Raw genomic sequence first — 17,694 nt, 5'->3', positions numbered from 1 at the left:
TGAATGACAACGCAATCAGACAGCGCTGTCAAGGTCCGTTTCCTGCTGAAGCGGTACGGTGGCCTACAGAGGTGCCGGTCCGGTGGACTCGCGGACGATCAGCTCGAAATCCAGGAGTTTGGACGGTGGCGACTCGCCATCCTCCCAGGCCACGCCCTTCAGCAGCATGTCGGCCGCAGCACCCGCCATGGCAGCGATAGGCTGACGAACCGTGGTCAGTTGAGGCCAGACGACCTTGGCTCCAGGGGTATCGTCAAAGCCGGCGACGGACAGGGTTTCGGGCACATTCAGGCGCAGACGGTTGGCGACCGCCATGACGCCAAGCGCCATGTCGTCATTGCTGGCAAACACCGCCGTGGGACGATCATCCGAGGTCAGCAGTTGCTCTGCCGCCTCGAAGCCGGAGCGGAAAGAGAAATAGCCCTGCGCAACCCGATCGGGTCGCACCGAGAGGCCGCTATCGGCCATAGCCGCCAGGAAGCCCTCATGTCGCAGATGCGAGGCCCCATGGTCCGGATGGCCGACGATGAATCCGATATCGCGGTGGCCCAGGGCGATGAGGTGCCGGGTCATCTCATAGGCGGCCAGGCGGTCGTCCATGCCCACCCGGGCCGAGCGGTCCAGATCACTGCCCGGCGAAATCCGGACATAGGGGACCTGCTCCCGCTCAAGCGCGGCCAGGACCACCGGATGATCGCAAACCGGCGCGGTCAGAATGACGCCGTCCATCCGCAAGGTGGCGAGCATTGGCGCAACCTGCTCCTCGACATCGTCGGCCGTGGAATCGAGCGGCTCGACAATGAGGTGGTAGCCCTCCTCCCGGCAGCGCGCGATGGCTCCCAGCTGGACATCGGTGATGTAGCCCGGGCTCGGATTGTCGAAGAACACGCCGATGAGATAGGCCTTCGACCCGGCGAGGCTGCGGGCCGAAACATTGGGGCGATAGTGCAGGGCCGCAACGGCGGCCTGCACCCGGTCACGGGTATCGGCCTTGACGTTCGGTTCGCGATTGAGGACGCGCGAGACGGTCTTGATCGACACGCCCGACTGCCGGGCGACATCGTGGATCGTGATCTTCGAGCTCAAGTCCGCCCCTCGCAACGCTGATTCCTTCAGCTTGGCTGGCAATAAGCCATGACAGCCTTGTCATGGCGAGCCCCTCCGCGCGCGTAAGTGCACCCATGGGCTAGGAGATTGAGGCGTGTCCTTCCGGCGTCAGGGCCACGGCCGCCCCGATCAGGGCGGTATAGGGATGCATGACCACATGGGTCGGTATGGCTTTCATGTAGTCGACAAACCGGCCCTTGGCCTCGAAACGGGCGCGGAAAGGTCCGGTCTCGAGCAATTCGACGATCTTGGCCCCGATGCCGCCGGCGATGAAGACACCGCCGCGGGCCCCCAGGGCCAGGGCCAGATCCCCCGCCGTCGACCCGAGAATGGCGCAGAACCGGTTCACGGTGGCCAGACTGTCGGCGCAGCCTTCCAGAGCCCGCTCGCTGATTTGCTTGGCCGGTAGTGCCGTGACCTTGCGGCCCTCGGCCGCCGCCAGGATCGTATGCAGGTCTTCCATGCCGGGGCCCGACAGGATGCGCTCGATCGACACCCGGCCGAACTGCTTGGTCAGAGCCCGCAGGATCTCGATTTCAATCTCGTCGGTCGGCGCGAAGGCGATGTGGCCGCCTTCGGTGGTCAGGGGCGTATCGACCCCATGGCGGCGGGCCATGCCGGCGACGCCAAACCCTGTGCCGGGGCCGAGGATCGCCAGATCCCCTTCACCCGAGGTCGGCAAGGTACCGATCTGGCGCAGGTCCTTGGGCGACAGGCGCGGCGCAGCCAGGGCCTGGGCCGTGAAGTCATTGATCAGGGTCGCTTTTCGAAAGCCCCCTGCCCGGCGCAGACTGTCTTCCGAGATCCGCCAGTCCAGATTGGTCATATGGACCGTGCCGTGCTCGATGGGCCCCGCCACGGCGACCACGGCCTGATCAGGATGCTTGACCCCAACCTTGTGCAGATAGTCCTCGATGGCCTCTTCGGCCGTCGCATAGTCCTCGCCCTTATAGGCCGTCGGTTCGATCAGGCGAGGATCAGGCCCGTCGAATTCCACCAGGGCGAAACGCGCATTGGTTCCGCCGATGTCGCCGACCAGGCCAAGCCCGCCGTCCTTCAAGCCGTTCATCCAGACCACTTCCTCAAGCAAACAGCACGGAGGCGCCGTGGTCGGCAGGGCCGACTCCCGCACGCATCCAGCCGAACATTTCCCGCCCAAAGCCCGGCTTGGACGCCGGGACATTCGCTGGGGTCCGGTCGCGCAGAGTCGCCTCGTCCACCAGCACTTTCAGATCGCCATTCGTCGCGTCGACCGTAATCAGATCGCCGTCCTGGACATAGGCCAGCAGACCGCCCTTGGCGGCCTCCGGGGTCACGTGGATCGCTGCCGGGGTCTTGCCGGACGCACCCGACATCCGACCGTCCGTCACCAGGGCCACCTTGAAGCCCCGGTCCAGCAGGACCGAAATCGACGGCGACAGGTTATGCAGTTCCGGCATGCCGTTGGCGGCCGGGCCCTGGAAGCGCATCACGACCACGACGTCGCGATCGAGCTCGCCACGCTTGAAGGCGGCGATGAAGTCTTCCTGCTCCTGGAACACGGCAGCCGGCGCTGTGATGGCGTGATGCTCGGCCTTCACGGCCGAAATCTTCATGACGCCGCGACCGATATTGCCGCCCAGCATCCGCAGCCCGCCCTCGGGGCTGAAGGCGTCGGAAACGGGACGGACGATGGCGGGATCCAGAGACTCTGCCGCGCCGTCGCGCCAGGTCAGCTGGCCGTCGACCAGGGCAGGCTCCTGGGTGTAGCGCGACAGGCCCGGCCCGGCGATGGTCAGGACGTCTTCATGCGCCAGGCCCGCCTTCAGCAGTTCGCGGATCACAAAGGCCATGCCGCCGGCGGCCTGGAAGTGGTTCACATCGGCCGAACCGTTGGGATAGACGCGGGCCAGCAGCGGCGTGGCCCGCGAGATCTCGTCCAGGTCCTCCAGGGTCAGGATCACGCCGGCGGCATGGGCCATGGCCACCAGATGCAGAGCCAGATTGGTCGAGCCGCCGGTGGCCATCAGGCCGACCACACCATTGACGACCGACTTCTCGTCGATCATCCGACCGACCGGAATGTACTCATTGCCCTTGGCGGTCACGGCCGCAGCACGGCGTGCGGCTTCCTTGACCAGGGCCTCGCGCAGCGGAGTATTGGGGTGGACGAAGGCCGAACCGGGCAGATGAAAGCCCATCAGCTCCATCAGCATCTGGTTGGTATTGGCGGTGCCGTAGAAGGTGCAGGTACCCGGACCGTGGTAGCTGGCGCTCTCGGCGGCCAGCAATTCCTCGCGCCCGACCTTGCCCTCGGCATAGAGGGCGCGGATGCGGGCCTTCTCGTTGTTGGGAAGGCCAGAGGTCATTGGCCCGGCCGGCACGAACAGCGCCGGCAGGTGGCTGAAGGTCAGGGCCCCGATCACCAGGCCCGGCACGATCTTGTCGCAGACGCCCAGATAGAGCGCCGAGTCGAAGGCATCGTGGGTCAGGGCGACGGCGGTGGCCATGGCGATCACGTCGCGCGAGAACAGCGACAGCTCCATGCCCGGACGCCCCTGGGTGACGCCGTCGCACATGGCCGGCACGCCACCGGCGAACTGGGCGGTGGCACCTGCCTCGCGTGCGGCCTCCTTGATCAGGGCCGGATAGGCTTCGAGCGGCTGGTGGGCCGAGAGCATGTCGTTATAGGCCGAGACGATGCCAATATTGGGCGCATTCGGGTCCAGGGCTCGCACCTTGTCGACGCTCGGCGAGGCGGCGAAGGCATGGGCCCAGTTGGCGCAGGACAGCTTGGCCCGCCCCGGGTTGCTGGCGATTGCCGCATCCATATGGGCCAGATAGGCGGAACGACTGTCCCGGCTGCGCGCGATGATCCGGTCGGTGACCCGGGCAATAACGGGATTGAGGCTCATCTCGATTACTCCGCCCACAGAATGCGGACCCTGGCGCGGTCCTGCTTGAGGATGGATGCCACAGGCAGGGCCGGATCAATCGGCCCTTCCAGGACAGCCCGCTTGGCCGCGCCGGTCACCAGCAGGACGATAAGATCGGTCCGGGTCAGGGCTGCGAAGGTCAGGCTGAGGCGTGGAATATCCGGGGCGGGTGATCCGGCCGGGGCGGCCAGAACCAGGCGCTCCGAGTCCGGGTCCAGCCCCTGGGCCAGGACCGGCGATCCCGGAAACAGCGAGGCAAAATGGCCGTCTGCACCGACGCCCAGCAACACGGCTCCAAACGGCGAGGCCGACGCCACGCCCGCCTCGGCCTTCAGGGCCGACTCTTCCTGGGTCACACCTTCGAAATAGAGCGGCGCAAACCCGGCCTGGGCCGCTTGGCCGACGAGCAGATGGCGACGAACCAGACCCTCGTTGCTGCCAGGATGGGACGGCGGCACGAAGCGGTCATCACTGAGCGTCACGATCACCTTGTCCCAGGGCACGGTCAGTTGCGACAGGCGATCATAGACCGGGGCGGGCGTGGTGCCGCCGGTGGCGGCGAACCCGGCCTGGCCACGCTGGGCAACGCCGGTGGTCAGGGCTGATGCCAGCACCGAGGCGGCACCCTCATAAAGCGTGTCCCGCGACGGGAAGACTTCGATCTGCGGCTGCGTCATGATCAGGCCTTCCACGAACGGCCGCCGGGCGAGATCAGCCCGTTCGACGATTGCGGCCCCCAGGTGCCGGCGGCATAGGGAGCCGGCTCGATATTGGCCAGGGCCCAGGCCGCCGAAACGCCGTCGATGAACTTCCAGGCCTGTTCGACCTCGTCGCGACGCACGAACAGGGTGCGGTCACCTCGGAAAACATCGAGGAACAGCTTCTCATAGGCAATCCGCCGGCGCCCGCCGCTCTGACCAAACGACAGGGACAGGGGCAGGGATTGCAGGCGCATGCCCTCTTCCGAAAGCCCCGGACGCTTGTTCATCAGGGTCAGGATGATGTTTTCATCCGGCTGCAGGTCGATGACCAGCCGGTTGGAGACCAGGTCGCCATCGGTGGCCTGGCCGAAGATATTGTGCGGCAACGGCTTGAACTGAACGACAATCTGGGTCCGGCGGTCAGGCAGGTTCTTGCCGGTACGCAGGAAGAAGGGCACCCCGTCCCAGCGCCAGTTGTCGATCGCCACCTTCATGGCCACGAAGGTCTCGGTACGGGTCGTCTTGCCGACTTCCTGCAGATAGCCCTCGCGGGCCCCACCCTCGACAACGCCGGCCACATACTGACCACGCACGGTATCATGGGCCACGGTGTCCTTGTTGAACGGCCGCAGGCTGCGCAGAACCTTGACCTTCTCGTCGCGGACGGCGTCGGGATCAAAGCCCGACGGGGCCTCCATCGCGACCAGGCAGAGGAGCTGCAGCATATGGTTCTGCACCATGTCCCGCAGAGCCCCGTACTCGTCATAATAGGGCCAACGGTCGCCGACCTTCTCGGTTTCGGCGATGGTGATCTGGACGTGGTCTATGGTGTTGCGGTCCCAGAGCGGCTCGAACAGCACATTGGCGAACCGCAGCGCTGTGAGATTCTGGACGGTTTCCTTGCCCAGATAGTGATCGATGCGGAAGATCTGCTCTTCGCCGACCACGGCCCCCACGGCCGCATTGGTCTTGCGCGAGCTTTCCAGGTCGCGACCGATCGGCTTCTCCAGCACCAGGCGGGACTTGGGTCCCGTCAGGCCGGCGGACTGCAGGGCATTGCAGACCGGACCATAGAGGCTAGGCGACAGGGCGAAATAGACGACCAGCGAGCCATGCTCTCCGATCAGTCCGGCCAGTTGCGCCGCACCCTCGTCCTTGGTGATGTCGACGGAAAGGTAGTCCAGGCGGGCCGCCAGGCGACTCCAGGCCGCCTCCTCGACCGTGGCGCGCTTGCCCAGCTGCTCCCGCACCAGGGCCTTATAGCTGGCGCCGTCACCCTCGCCGCGCGCGACGCCGATGATCCTCAAATCGTGCGGCAGGAGGCGGTCAACCTCCAGGAAATAAAGCGAAGGCAGCAGCATTCGCAGCGCCAGATCCCCGGCGCCGCCCAGCAGCACCAGAACCTCACGGCCATTTTCGCCGTCGTTGGTCATATTCACTAGATCTTCCACCCTATGACAACGTTGTCATGACATGACTACTCGCACTTGGCAAGTCGGGTCGATCAACGTTCCGCCCGGGAAGTCGGGCGGCGCTCTAACTAGGCCAAACGCACGCCGCTCGCCATAAGACCAATCCAGTTTTACGGGTTGTTTGTCGCGCAAGGGCCCGGCACCGCGCACACGCGTTGCGCGCCGGATCTGAAATGCCGGGTCATGCGGAAAATCTGTGCGGCCTAGCCGCGCGCGGGAGAGCCGGCCGGGCGTGCAGCCCGGAAACGGTCCTTCATCTTGGCCACCCAGCCGCCAAAGGCTTCATTGTCGGCTGTGACCCGTCCGAAGTCGGCACTCGACAACGACTCAACGTTCATACCCGAAAGCGCGACCCGCAGGCCTTCCGGATTGCGGGCCCCCTCGACGAAGCCCGAATAGCGTTGCCGCAACCGCCCAAGCGCGCCGTCATCGTCCGCGAGGCTATAAGCGACACTCGCCCGGAGCAGGCGCGCCTCTTCACCCGCCGACAAGGCGCCCTGCCCTTTCCAGCGATCGCCGAGCGATTTTTCATAAAGGCTGGCGGCGGCAGGCCAGGTGCGCTGCTTCCAGGCGATTTCGGCGCGGATGTCCTGGGAGTCGCGGCCGTTGTCGGTCTCGACCAGTTCGAGCGCCGCATCATAACGCCCCAGACCCATATAGGCCCTTGCGGTGGCAAGGCGGCGCTCGGCGTTCAGGGCCGGCGGCAGGATCGTGGTGCGGCTCTCATTGATGGCCTGCAGCGCACTCTCGGGCTGCTTGTTCATCAGGAAGATCCAGGCCAGATCGGTGGCCACCTGGGCTTTCGGCACACCATCCAGACGGTTGTCGACCTGGTATTTCAGCAGCTTGCCGGCTTCATCGAGCAGATCGACGTCGACCAGACGGCGGACCAGATTGCGAACCATCTGGTCGCCATCAGCGCCGAGCGGCGTGAGGTCCTGGAAATCGTAGAACAGGCCCACGGCCTGGATGGGCTGCATGCCATCCGCCAGGCCATCAAGAAACAGCGCCCGGAAGGCCGTGTTCAGATCGTTGCGCAGCGCGATGGCTTCGGGATGGTCGGGCTGATTGTTGCCGGCCGAGTGCAGGACCTCGAGCGCCTCGCGATAGCGGCCCTGATCGATAAACAGCTTGCCGAGCCCGCGAATGGTCTCGAGTTCAACGCCGTCGCCACGCCAGCGGAAGCGCAACTGATTGAGCTCGGCGGCCGCCGCGCCGGCGTCAATCTGGCCCTTGGCCAGGCGAATCTGGGTGGCGTGCAGGATGGCCGGTGCCGCGATCCGATCAATCGGCGCCTTGGCGATGGCCTGGAACATGCGCAGGGCCCGGGTCTTCTCGCCCTTGGCCTCGAAAATGCGCGCCTGGGTGAGACGGATGTCGAGCTGATCCTCAACCGGAACCTTGGGCTGGGCCAGGGCATCGGTGATCAGGCGCTGGGCCCCCACAAGGTCGCCGACGCCGAGCGCGGCTTCGGCCTGGGCATGCAGAAAGCGAGCGCGCCACAAAGCCGGGAACAGCTCGAGCGCGCGGCCGCCGAACGCGAACTTCTGGCGAGCATCGGACCACTCGCCCTGCTGTGCGGCGATATAGCCGCGCCACTGGGCGCTGGAGGCGTCATCGGCCAGGACCGGCGAGGCGAAATCGGTCTCGGCCTCCGTCAGACGGTTGGCCATGACCCGTGCCACGCCGCGAAGGCCGCGGAACTCGGCATCGCCCATCAGGGTCTGGTGCTTGCGCGCGGCGGCATTGAGCACGCCGATCGCTTCATAGGCCATGCCCGAGCCGACGAGAAAACGCGCCAGGGCCATGCGGGCACCGATATCGCCGCTTTTGTCCTCGCTTTCGCCGACGGCGGAAATGGCTCCCTGAAGCGCATTGTAACGAGCCAGGAAGCCGCCCGAACCTGTCTTGGGCCAGTTGTCCAGATCAACCAGAGCCGGCATGGCCATGGGCTGAGGTGCGCCGGCAGCGGCGATTTCCGGGGCCTTGGCGGCGGACAGCGGCGACAGGACCAGTCCCTTGGGCCGCCCTATGCGCAGCAGGTCGCCATCGACCGATACCATCAGGTCGCTGGCATAGGTCTCTGCCGCCAGGCCCTGGGCCGAGGGCAACATCGCCATCTCGACATATTCGCGACGCGACGGCAGCCCCTTGGAGGGGGCCAGGGCTGGAGCGACAAGCAGGCGATCGCCAACCGCCGGATCATTGACCCAGACCGCCTTTGTGACGCCCGCCAGGGCGGCCGTCAAAGTCGCCGGCGTGACGGTCTCATCCCGGGCCACGCGGACGGGATCAGGGGTGGCCTGGGAGCCGGCACCCAGGCTGATGGTCCAAAGCCCGCCCTGGCCTTCGGCATAGTAGGGCGTGCCGACCGGGGTCGAGATCCGCACGGCGCTGTAGTCAGCCCCCTTGAAGACCTGAACCTTGCTGAAATGCGGACCGCTGGCCGGGATCTTGGACAGGTCCAGGCGGGCCGGAGTGTCGAACACCACCCAAACCGCGTCCCCTCGTCGGAAAACGGCTGCGCCGGCGGGAGCCGCCCAGTTGAACACCAGGCGCGCCTGACCCTCGGCCTTCTCGAATCCGGCCCGAACGACACCCCCGGGCGGCATGGGATTGGGCCGACCAACCGGCGCGACAGGGACCGGCGCCTGGGCGGCTTCGGCCGAGGCCCCAGCCCGGGCAAAGATGTTGACGAAATCGGCGCCGTCGGCGTTGCCGATCCGGGCATCGGCGTCATCCGCCAGGGTGACGATGATCTCGAGCGCCCCCCCCGCACGCCGGGCCTCGGCCGACTTGATCCAGCGCGGCGGGTTCAATCTCAGGGTCGAAAGATCGGGATTGGCATCGCGATTAAAACGGAAGGTCAGGACCTGACCTTCGCGCCTGGAGGTCATGCGTGCGCCGCCCGCCCAATGGAACTCGAGCCGGCTAAACTCGGCGGCCTGGGCAACGCGAACATCCAGCGCCCCACGCGCAGCCACGACGGGACCGGCGGCATAGACCGACGGTGCCGCCACGCTGACGATGCAGGCCGCCGCGACGCCAGTCCGCAGGATCGCGCGAAGACTCATCGAGCGCCTAACCGGCCTTCCCGGGCGCGGGCGCACCGGCCAGGGGCGCAGCCGCCGCCTGCTTGCCCGGAGCGTTGGCACCCCCAGCAGGCGCGCCGTTTTCGGCGACAGCCGCCTTGCCCTTGGTAATCGCGTCATTGGCGAAACGATTGGCCAGACGCTCGGTCAGGACCTTGGCGTCGGACGGCAGCATGTTGGCAAGGATCAGGCTGAGCGTGCGCTCTTTCATCTTGGCGGCGATCGGCAGACGCACCGAATCCTCCAGGATGGTCATGCGCGCTGCGGCGTCCTTGGGCTTCATGCTGGAGAAGACCGTGACCATTCGGTCGACCTCAGCCGACTTCTGGGCGTCGGCCTGTCCCAGCAGGCCCTGGATGTCGCCCTTGAGGCCATTGAGCGCCTTGACCTTGGCATCCAGCTTGGCTTCGGCGGCGGCCAGAAGCTGCAGTTGCACATCGATGTCCTGCTCGCGCTGGTCCAACTGGCCGCGACGCGCGCCGAGGCTTTGCAGGATACGCAGCTCGGCGGGTGACAGGCCCGCCTCGCGCGCAAGGTCGGTCGTTGAAGGCGCGCAGACCCGCGGCGGAACAGCGGCGGCCGCCGTTGCAGCGACGTTCTGACCAGCGGATTCTGCTGACCTGGCCTCTTCGCCTTGCCCGGCCTTGGCGTCAGGCTTCACAACGCCTTCGGCGAAGGCCTTGGCACCCCCCAGCATGTCCGGGAGCGACTGGGCCCCGGCCAGGGCATTAACGGCCAAAACACCACCGACGGCGACGCCGACCAGCGGAAGGATGCGAGGAATGTTCTTCATCACCGGGCTCTGAAACTGGGTCCGGGACGCGGCGGATCGACCGGGCCCTCGAAGAGGTCATCATCTACCCGCGCTCGTGAACGCGGGGTTTCCTTGGGAAGATTTGGCCGCACAGCCGTCGGCCGGGTGGAAGCCTCACTGGGTCGGCCGACCTTGGCTTCGCGATCCAGCAGGCGCTCGAAGTCTTCGGCCTTGAGGCGGCGGTCCGCCGTGGATTCGGGTCGATCGGTCCGGGCAGGTGCCGGCGCAGCGGCCGGAGGCGCCGGCGTTACGAGGGGCCGGTTGAGGCGCTCGTCGAGCTTGGCGGCCAGGGCCGTGGCGCGTTCGATGCGATCAGCCAGAGCGTCCGAGGCTTCATCGGTGGCAGCCCGCAAGTCGGCCAGGCCCTGCTCGGCGCGGGCGGCCGCCAGATCCAGATCAGCGACGGCCTTGGCGAAGCCTGCATGACTGTCACGCAGGGCCTTGAGACGACGCTCCAGTCGCCAGCCAAAGCCGAGCGCCACGATCAGAAGGATCGCAAGCAGAGCATTCATGGCAACGGCGACGAGGCTCATTTCAGTTTCTGAACCGCCTTCTTGGCCGCCGGCGTCAGCGGCGCTTCCGCGCGAATGGCAATGGAATGGTTGCGCCGCCCCATGCGGCCACGGGTGAGCGGAATTGACCCTGCGCGGAGTTCCACCAGACTGTCAGGCGTGGCGTTCAGCATCATGGTGTCGCCGACCTGAAGGTTCAGCACCCGCGACAGCGGCAGCTGCTGCTCGTCCAGTACGGCGCGCACCTCCATCTGGGTCGTCCAGAGCTCGGTGGCCAAGTGGCCTTCCCAGATGTTGTCGCGACCGAACTTCTCGCCCATGAACTGCTGCAGCAGCATCTTGCGGATGGGCTCCAGGGTCGCATAGGGCAGGAGCAGCTCGATACGGCCGCCGCGGTCTTCCATGTCGATGCGCAGCTTGACCAGGATCGCGGCATTGGCCGGACGGGCGATGGCCGCGAAGCGCGGATTGGTCTCAAGCCGGTCCAGCGTGAACGAGACCGGATGCAGCGGCTCGAAGGCGGCCTTAAGGTCGTGCAGCACCACCTCGATCATGCGCTGGACCAGAACCCGCTCGATCGTGGTGTAGGGCCGGCCTTCAATGCGCATCGCCGCCGTGCCACGGCGCCCGCCGAGCAGAACGTCGACGATCGAATAGATCAGGTTGGAATCGACGGTCAGCAGACCGTAATTGTCCAGCTCTTCGGCCCGGAACACCGCCAGAATGGCCGGCAGGGGAATCGAGTTCAGATAGTCGCCGAACCGGATCGAACTGATGTTGTCGAGGCTGACCTCGACATTGTCGCTGGTGAAGTTGCGCAGGCTCGTGGTCATCAACCGCACCAGGCGGTCGAAGACGATTTCGAGCATCGGCAGACGTTCGTAGCTGACGAGGGCGGAATTGATGATCGCCCGGATGCCGGTGCGGTCATCATTGCCGTCGCCGGACAGGTCGAAGCCCAGCAGGCTGTCGATTTCGTCCTGGTTCAGGATCCGCTCGGACCCCGCCATGTCGCCGCCGCCGTCGTCCCAGCCGCCGCCCATGCCGCCGCTGAAATCGCCGAACTCGCCCGCAGCACCGCTCCCCTCGCCCCCACCGGGCGGGTTCTGCGAGGCCCATTGGGCCATCGCGGCCTGATCGTCGAGTTCGTCCGCCATGTTGGTTCGCCCAACCAGCGCCCGCAGGCGCTAGTTGATCAGCATCTCCTCGATCAGGACTGCATTCACCTTCGAGGGCGCAGCGACCAGATTGACCCGGCGCAGCAGCTCGACGCGAAGTTGGTAGGTGCCCTGGCTGCCGTTCAGATCTTCCGGACGCAGTTCGCGCAGGAAGGTCTGGAACATGTCCTGCAGCCTTGGCAGATTCGGTGTCAGGACCTCAGCCGTTTCCTCGTCAGGCAGCTCGAAGGTCAGTTTCAGCTTCAGGAAGGTCGACTTGCCGTCTGCCGTCTGCATGTTCACGACGATATCGGGCAGGGTGTAGAAGACGATCCCGTCGGGCCCTTCCTTGATCACAGGCGTACCCGCAGCGCCTTCCGCGCCGGCCGCTGCACCCTTTTCGCCCTCCTTCTTCTTGTCGTCCTTCTTCTTTTCCTTCTTTTCCTTGCCGTGCTCTTCAGCGCCCTTTTCACCGTGAGCTTCGGGCTTGGGCTTCATCAGGAAGAAGGCTGCAGCCCCGCCGCCGCCCAGCACGAGCACGCCAGCAGCCGCCGCGATCAGCACGATCGGTGGCTTCTTCTTGGCCGGCGCTTCACCGTCAGCACCCTCTTCGCCTTCTGGGGCGGGTGCTTCCTTGGGGGGTTTTTTGGCCACGCGCGCGGTTCCTTGGAATCTACCCGCCTACTCATGCGCGAGCATGGTTAACGATGTGTTTTGGCGGCCAATTCGTCGCAGGCAGAATCCACCCGGCAGACTCCGGCAGGCACCCCGCCGTTAACCCTACTATTGTTTGTTTTCACTAGCTTTTTCAGGTTGGCACAAGGGTTGCATCAAGGGTTGCGGCGCATTTGTCGCGTCAGCCGCTCGAGTTAACTCGCCATGGAAAACGCGCTGTACATCGGCCTATCGCGCCAGATGACACTCCGCCGCGAGCTGGACATCGTCGCCAACAACATCGCCAATGCCAATACGACGGGGTTCAAGACCGAAGATCTGATGGTCCGTACCGAGCCGGCAAAGCCGGCCCGCACCCTGGGCAGCACCAATCCCATCAAGTTCGTTCTCGATGACGGTGTGGCGCGCGATTTCACCCAAGGCGCGATGACCAAGACCGGCGGCGACTTCGATGTGGCTATCGAGGGTCAGGGCTTCTTCAAGGTCCAGACCGCAGGGGGCGAGCGCTATACCCGTGACGGCCGCTTTACGACCAATGCCGAGGGCAAGCTGGTCACCCAGACCGGCCATCCCGTCCTGGACGAGGGAGGCGGCGAAATCATCGTCGATCCCAAGCAGGGCAGCGTCACCATCGGCAAGGACGGCAACATCAGCCAGGGCCGGACGAGCGTCGGAAAGATCGCGGTGGTCGTCGCCGACGATCTGTCCACCCTCAGCAAGGATGGCGACAACCTCTATCGCAACACCGCCAACGCCACCCTTCAGCCCGCCGCGAGCGCCGTCGTGCACCAGGGCATGCTGGAAGCATCCAACGTCCAGTCCGTCGTCCAGATCACCAAGCTGATCGAGGTGCAACGCGCCTACGAGAGCATGGCCAAGATGATGGACAACACCGCCGAACTGACCCGATCCGCCGTCGAGCGGCTCGGCAAGGCCAATTAAGGGAACCTAGATCATGCAAGCCCTGCGCACCGCCGCGACCGGCATGTCGGCCCAGCAGCTGAATGTCGAGGTCATCTCGAACAACATCGCCAACATGAACACTGTTGGCTTCAAGCGTCAGCGGGCAGAGTTCCAGGATCTGCTCTATCAGACCATCGAGCGGGCCGGTGCCCAGTCCTCGAGCGACGGCAATGTCGTGCCGACCGGCGTTCAGATCGGCGGCGGCGTGAAGGCCGGCTCCGTCTACCGGATCACCGAACAGGGCACGCCCACCATGACCAGCAACGAGCTGGACGTGGCCATTCAGGGCAAGGGCTACCTGCAGATCCTGCTGCCTTCGGGCGAAACGGCCTATACGCGCGCCGGAAACTTCTCGACCAATGACCAAGGCCAGATCGTCACGGACGACGGCTATGCGGTGCAGCCCGGCCTGACCGTGCCGCAGAACGCCGTCGCCATCAGCATCGGCAAGACCGGCCTGGTTCAGGTGACCCTGCAGGGCCAGACCGCGCCCCAGACCATCGGCCAGATCGAATTGGCCAACTTCATGAACGAAGGGGGTCTGGAAGCCATCGGCGACAACCTGTTCATGGAAACCGGCGGCTCGGGCGCGGCCAATATCGCCGCCCCCGGCCAGCCTGGCTTTGGAACCCTGCTGCAGAACTATACCGAAGCGTCGAACGTCGACGCCGTCAGCGAGATCACCGCCCTGATTGTCGCCCAGCGCGCCTACGAGATGAACTCCAAGGTGATCACCACGGCCGACCAGATGCTGCAGGCTACCTCGCAGCTGAGGTCATAGACCCATGAAGCGCCTGCTGATCACCACCTGCTGCCTCTTGCTCGCCGGCCCCGCCCTCGCCGCCCAGACCGTATCGTTGCGGATGGACACCACCGATGCCGACGGTCGCGTCACCCTCGGCGACCTGTTCGAAGGTACCGGAGCGGCCTCGGAAACCCTGGTCGCCAACCGGGTCGGTGCCACGGCGGTGCTGGACGCGGGCCAGGTCCAGGCGGTCGCACGCCGGGCTGGCCTGGACTGGTCAAATGCCCAGGGCCTGCGGCGGATCATCGTCCGTCAGGGCGTCGAGAGCCCCGCGACCGCCCCCGGCGTGGTGCGCGCCCGGGCCAATGTGGAAGTTCTTGCCTATGCCCGCAGCCTGGCTGCCGGCGAAATTGTCCAGCCGCAGGATCTGATTTGGATCAAGGCTGCGGCTTCGCCGGCAGAAGCGCCTCAGGATGCCGACGCTCTGATCGGCATGACCGCCAAGCGGGCCCTGCGGGAAGGCGCGGCAGCCTCGCTGCGCGACGTCGCCGCCGCCCAGGTCATCAAGACGGGCGACATCATCACCGTGACCTACGAGAACGGCGGCATTTCCCTTGCCCTGCAAGCCAAGGCCATGACGGCCGCCGCCGCCGGCGAGGTCGTTTCGGTCCAGAACACCCAGTCCAAGAAGATCATCCAGGCGGTCGCGACCGGTCCTGGCTCCGCGCTGGTCGGTCCCCAGGCCCAGGCCATGCAGAACCGCCCATCCGTCCGTTACGCCGCTCGCTAGAGGTCCAGTCCATGCGCCCTGCCCTGTTTGCCGTCGCCGCCCTCGCCCTGGCCCCGCTCGCCGCCTGTTCGACCGTCACCGAAGCGGTGAAGGGACCTGAGCTGGCTCCGGTCGGCTATCCCGCCCAGCTGGCCCCCATGACCCAGCAGTATGTCTCGTCACGGGATCCTGCTCCCCAGGCCGCCTCGTCCAATTCGCTGTGGCGGGTAGGTGCCCGCGCCTTCTTCAACGATCAGCGCGCCAGCAAGATCGGCGATATCCTGACCGTCCAGATCGATATCGACGACAGCGCCAGCACCAAGAACAACTCGGCCAGCAATCGCGCCTCCACCACCAAGGCCGGGGTCAGCAACTTCCTGGGTCTGGAATCCAGCCTGGGCAAGATCCTGCCGGGCGGCTTTGACCCGGCCAATGCCATCGGCACCAATTCGACCTTCACCAATGCCGGCGGCGGCAGCGTCAGTCGCTCCGAGAAGATCAGCCTGACGATCGCAGCCGTGGTCAGCCAGGTCATGCCCAATGGCAACATGGTCATTCAGGGCACGCAGGAAGTCCGCACCAATGCCGAACTGCGTCAACTGACGGTGGCCGGCATCGTGCGCCCCGAGGACATCTCCTCGACCAACACCGTCAAGCACACCCAGATTGCCGAAGCCCGTATCAGCTACGGCGGCCGTGGCGACATCAGCCGGGTGCAGAAGACGCCGGGCGGCCAGGCCCTGGTCGAGCGCTTGTCGCCCTTCTAGGCCGTAGCCAGATCAAGCCCGACACATCCTTGAGGTCAGGCGCGGTGCCGAAAGGCTGCCGCGCCTGAACTTTCTCAGCCTGATCAGGCCCGGCGACCCGCCGCCGAGATATTGTCGATCCCGAGGGCGGACAGGGCTCCGTGCAGGATGCCTTCGGCGTCAAGGCCGGCCTGGGCGTACATCAGGTCCGGCTTGTCCTGGTCCTGGAAGACATCAGGCAGCACCAGGGTGCGGATCTTCAGGCCACGATCCAGCGCGCCGTGCTGGGCCAGGGCCTGCAGCACAAAGGCGCCGAAGCCACCCATGGCCCCCTCTTCCACGGTGATGATCGCCTCATGTTCGCGGGCCAGCCGCAGCAGCAGGTCGAGATCCAGCGGCTTGGCGAACCGGGCATCGCAGACCGTGGCCGACAGCCCGCGGGCGGCCAGCAGGTCGGCAGCTTTGAGGCTTTCGCCCAGGCGGGTGCCGAAGGAAACGATCGCGACACTGGTGCCTTCACGAACGATCCGGCCCTTGCCGATCTCCAGAGGCTCAGCGCATCCGACCGGCATCTCAAGGCCCAGGCCCTCGCCGCGCGGATAGCGGAAGGCGCTGGGGCGGTCATCGATCTCGACAGCGGTGGCGACCATCCGGGCCAGTTCCACCTCGTCGGCGGCGGCCATCAGAATCATGCCGGGCAAGGCCCCCATGAAGCCGATATCGAAGGTCCCGGCATGGGTCGGGCCGTCGGCGCCGACCAGGCCGGCCCGGTCCATGGCGAAACGCACCGGCAGCCGCTGAATGGCCACGTCGTGCACGACCTGGTCGTAGCCGCGCTGCAGGAAAGTCGAATAGATCGCCGCGAAGGGCTTCATGCCGTCGGCGGCGAGGCCGGCGGCAAAGGTCACCGCATGCTGCTCGGCGATACCCACGTCGAAGGTGCGTTGCGGGAAGGCCTTTTCGAACAGGTCGAGGCCGGTGCCTGAGGGCATGGCGGCGGTGATGGCGACAATCTTGGGGTCGCGCTCGGCCTGGCGCACCAGTTCCTGGGCAAAGACCTTGGTATAGCTGGGCGGGCCGGCGGCGGCCTTCTGCTGTTGACCGGTGACGACGTCGAACTTGACCACGGCGTGGAGCTTGTCGGCCGCGCCCTCGGCCGGCGCATAGCCCTTGCCCTTCTGGGTGACGACGTGGACCAACACCGGCTTGTCTTCAAACTCGCGGGCGTTCTTCAGCACACTGACCAGGGCATCCATGTCGTGGCCATCGATCGGGCCGACATAGTGGAAGCCCAGTTCCTCGAAGAACGTGCCGCCCGTGACCATGCCGCGGGCATATTCCTCGGCCTTGCGGGCCGCTTCGCGCATCGGCGTCGGCAGCTTCTCGACCACCGTCTTGCCCAGCTTGCGCACCTTGCGATAGGCGCCGCCCGACACGAGGTTGGCCAGATAGGCGCTCATCCCGCCGACCGGCGGGGCGATCGACATGTCGTTGTCGTTGAGGATGACCGTCAACTGCTTGGTGGTGTCGACCGCCGCGTTCATTGCCTCATAGGCCATGCCGGCGCTCATCGAGCCGTCGCCGATCACGGCCACGACCTTGTTGGTCTCGCCCTTGGCGTCGCGCGCGGCGCAGAAGCCGAGGGCTGCCGAAATCGAGGTGGCCGCGTGGGCGGCACCGAACGGGTCGTATTCGCTCTCGGCCCGCTTGGTGAAGCCCGACAGCCCACCGCCCTGGCGCAGGGTGCGGATGCGGTCGCGACGACCGGTCAGGATCTTGTGGGGATAGGCCTGGTGGCCGACATCCCAGATCACGATGTCCTTTGGCGTTTCGAACACGTGATGAAGGGCAACGGTCAGTTCGACCACGCCCAGGCCGGCACCCAGGTGCCCGCCGGTCACCGAGACCGCATCGATGGTCTCGGCGCGGACTTCGTTGGCCAGCTGTTTGAGTTCGGCCACGGAAAATCCGCGCGTATCGGCGGGCGAGGCGATCTTGTCGAGGAGAGGAGTCACGGTGGTCATGC

15 protein-coding genes are annotated in these 17,694 nt (G+C 65.9%); 4 read left to right on the top strand and 11 right to left on the bottom strand.

Features of this window, described 5'->3' with window-relative positions:
* Positions 1-63: 63 nt before the first annotated feature.
* The 10 genes from ACW17U_RS04705 to fliL all read right to left on the bottom strand — a co-directional run bounded on the left by ACW17U_RS04705 (position 64) and on the right by fliL (position 12,424).
* Positions 64-1,086, bottom strand: coding sequence for a LacI family DNA-binding transcriptional regulator (locus ACW17U_RS04705; protein ID WP_492055030.1), 1,023 nt, complete (start codon positions 1,084-1,086; stop codon positions 64-66).
* Positions 1,087-1,186: 100 nt separating this feature from the next.
* Positions 1,187-2,176: a glucokinase gene (glk, locus tag ACW17U_RS04700; RefSeq protein ID WP_492055029.1), complete on the bottom strand. Its 990-nt coding sequence runs from the start codon at positions 2,174-2,176 to the stop codon at positions 1,187-1,189.
* 13 nt (positions 2,177-2,189) lie between these two features.
* Entirely contained in the window at positions 2,190-4,001 is a 1,812-nt protein-coding gene (gene edd / locus ACW17U_RS04695; RefSeq protein ID WP_492055028.1) for a phosphogluconate dehydratase, read from the bottom strand.
* 5 nt (positions 4,002-4,006) lie between these two features.
* Positions 4,007-4,699 (bottom strand): 6-phosphogluconolactonase, encoded by a 693-nt coding sequence (gene pgl, locus ACW17U_RS04690; protein WP_492055027.1) that lies wholly within the window; start codon positions 4,697-4,699, stop codon positions 4,007-4,009.
* A gap of 2 nt (positions 4,700-4,701) precedes the next feature.
* The gene (zwf, locus tag ACW17U_RS04685; RefSeq protein WP_062147551.1) at positions 4,702-6,156 is read right to left on the bottom strand and encodes a glucose-6-phosphate dehydrogenase; all 1,455 of its coding nucleotides are present in this window, start codon (positions 6,154-6,156) and stop codon (positions 4,702-4,704) included.
* A 242-nt stretch (positions 6,157-6,398) separates the two neighbouring features.
* The gene (locus ACW17U_RS04680; RefSeq protein ID WP_492055026.1) at positions 6,399-9,269 is read right to left on the bottom strand and encodes a tetratricopeptide repeat protein; all 2,871 of its coding nucleotides are present in this window, start codon (positions 9,267-9,269) and stop codon (positions 6,399-6,401) included.
* 7 nt (positions 9,270-9,276) lie between these two features.
* Entirely contained in the window at positions 9,277-10,080 is an 804-nt protein-coding gene (locus tag ACW17U_RS04675) for a MotE family protein (RefSeq protein WP_492055025.1), read from the bottom strand.
* Positions 10,080-10,634 (bottom strand): DUF6468 domain-containing protein, encoded by a 555-nt coding sequence (locus tag ACW17U_RS04670; protein WP_492055024.1) that lies wholly within the window; start codon positions 10,632-10,634, stop codon positions 10,080-10,082. The genes ACW17U_RS04675 and ACW17U_RS04670 overlap by 1 nt, the downstream gene beginning before the upstream one ends.
* The gene (gene fliM, locus ACW17U_RS04665) at positions 10,631-11,770 is read right to left on the bottom strand and encodes a flagellar motor switch protein FliM (protein ID WP_062147565.1); all 1,140 of its coding nucleotides are present in this window, start codon (positions 11,768-11,770) and stop codon (positions 10,631-10,633) included. Before fliM ends, ACW17U_RS04670 begins: the two co-directional genes overlap by 4 nt.
* A 30-nt stretch (positions 11,771-11,800) precedes the next feature.
* Positions 11,801-12,424, bottom strand: a complete 624-nt coding sequence (gene fliL / locus ACW17U_RS04660) for a flagellar basal body-associated protein FliL (RefSeq protein ID WP_062147568.1) — start codon at positions 12,422-12,424, stop codon at positions 11,801-11,803.
* Between the two features lie 225 nt (positions 12,425-12,649).
* Here fliL and flgF point away from each other — a divergent pair, with 225 nt between their 5' ends.
* Genes flgF through flgH form a run of 4 tightly spaced genes read left to right on the top strand, consistent with a single transcriptional unit; the run spans position 12,650 to position 15,689 of the window.
* On the top strand, positions 12,650-13,387 hold the full coding sequence (gene flgF / locus ACW17U_RS04655; RefSeq protein WP_492055023.1) for a flagellar basal-body rod protein FlgF: 738 nt from the start codon (positions 12,650-12,652) through the stop codon (positions 13,385-13,387).
* 13 nt (positions 13,388-13,400) lie between these two features.
* A complete protein-coding gene (gene flgG / locus ACW17U_RS04650; protein WP_062147574.1) occupies positions 13,401-14,189 on the top strand; it encodes a flagellar basal-body rod protein FlgG in 789 nt (262 codons plus the stop codon).
* Between the two features lie 4 nt (positions 14,190-14,193).
* Entirely contained in the window at positions 14,194-14,943 is a 750-nt protein-coding gene (gene flgA / locus ACW17U_RS04645; protein ID WP_492055022.1) for a flagellar basal body P-ring formation chaperone FlgA, read from the top strand.
* A gap of 11 nt (positions 14,944-14,954) precedes the next feature.
* Positions 14,955-15,689 carry a flagellar basal body L-ring protein FlgH gene (gene flgH / locus ACW17U_RS04640; RefSeq protein WP_062147580.1) on the top strand — a complete coding sequence of 245 codons (735 nt, stop codon included), beginning with the start codon at positions 14,955-14,957 and terminating at the stop codon, positions 15,687-15,689.
* A gap of 83 nt (positions 15,690-15,772) precedes the next feature.
* Here the strand turns inward: flgH and dxs are convergent, their stop codons facing one another.
* Positions 15,773-17,692, bottom strand: coding sequence for a 1-deoxy-D-xylulose-5-phosphate synthase (gene dxs / locus ACW17U_RS04635; RefSeq protein WP_492055021.1), 1,920 nt, complete (start codon positions 17,690-17,692; stop codon positions 15,773-15,775).
* Positions 17,693-17,694: the final 2 nt, after the last annotated feature.

The sequence above is a fragment of the Caulobacter sp. AVps16 genome, from assembly GCF_058681455.1.
Note: the sequence above shows the minus strand (reverse complement) of the source record. Positions and strands in the feature narration are given on the sequence as shown.